Origin of the sequence: Alistipes sp. An116 (assembly GCF_002161005.1) — a bacterium.
GTDB lineage: Bacteria > Bacteroidota > Bacteroidia > Bacteroidales > Rikenellaceae > Alistipes > Alistipes megaguti.
This window is the reverse complement of sequence record NZ_NFLR01000048.1, coordinates 1-1105: the sequence shown is the minus strand read 5'-3', so window position 1 is coordinate 1105 and position 1105 is coordinate 1. Positions and strand designations below refer to the sequence as shown.

The following is a 1105-nucleotide window of genomic DNA, read 5'->3' as shown; positions in this document are numbered from 1 at the left end:
TGCGACGATCCGGCGCGTTTCGACGAGCTGCTGCGCGAGGCGGCGGCCGAGCGCGATTCGCTGGGCGGCGTGGTTGAATGCCGCGTCGCGGGAGTGCCCGTCGGGATCGGCGAACCCTTTTTCGATTCGGTCGAGAGCCGGGTGGCCCACCTGCTCTTCTCGATTCCGGCGGTCAAGGGGGTGGAGTTCGGCAGCGGATTTGCCGGAAGCCGTCTCCGCGGGTCGCAGAACAACGATCCGATCCTCGACGGCGAGGGGCACACGGCAGCGAACCATGCCGGTGGAATCAACGGCGGCATTACGAACGGCAACGAGGTGGTGGTGCGTGCGGCGCTGAAGCCCACGCCGAGCATCTCCCGACCGCAGGAGACCTACAATCTGTCGACCGACCGCGTTGAACCGCTCGAGATCCGGGGACGTCACGATGTCTGTGTAGCCCTGCGCGGAGCGGTGGTTGTCGAGGCAGCCGTTGCCATTGCGTTGGCCGATCTCTGGAGAAGCCGATGACACGCCGCGAAGCCATCGAACGCATCACGGCCCGCCTGACGGGTCTCTATGATGCCCGCGAGGCCCGGAACCTGGCCCGCCTGCTGGTTGCCGGGCGGGAAGGCATCTCGCTCTCGGCGCTGCTGACCGACCCCGGGGCCGAACTGCGGGCGAGAGGGGCTGAAAAGCCGGAGGGCCTGGAAGGGCTGGACGGTGCGTCGCGTGAGAAGGGGGTGTCGCGTGAGAAGGGGATGTCGTACGGGGCGGGGGAGCTCGGACGCTTGGGGGCGGATGTCGAACGACTGGCCGCGGGCGAACCCCTGCAGTACGTGCTTGGCGAGAGCGAATTCTACGGACGTCGCTTTGCGGTGCGCCGGGGGGTGCTGATCCCGCGCCCCGAGACCGAGGAGCTGGTTGACCGCATCGTCCGCAGTGTGCGGGGACGAGCCGGCGAAGCGGGGGAGTGTGAACCGCCCTTGCGAACTCCGCTTGCGGGCCGTGGGCTCCGGATCCTCGACGTGGGGACCGGAAGCGGCTGCATTGCCGTCTCGCTGGCGCTGGAGCTCCCCGCAGCCGAAGTCTATGCCGCCGATATCTCGGATGAGGCGCTGGAGGTCGC

General features: G+C 68.4%; 2 protein-coding genes. Both read left to right on the top strand.

Annotation, left to right across the window (positions count from 1 at the left end; translation table 11 throughout):
• Positions 1-507 (top strand): chorismate synthase (locus tag B5E60_RS13560; RefSeq protein ID WP_143260786.1); only part of this gene is annotated, 507 nt, incomplete at its 5' end.
• Positions 504-1105: N5-glutamine methyltransferase family protein (locus B5E60_RS14315; protein ID WP_239403369.1), on the top strand; the 602-nt coding region annotated here is incomplete at its 3' end. The genes B5E60_RS13560 and B5E60_RS14315, both read left to right, overlap by 4 nt.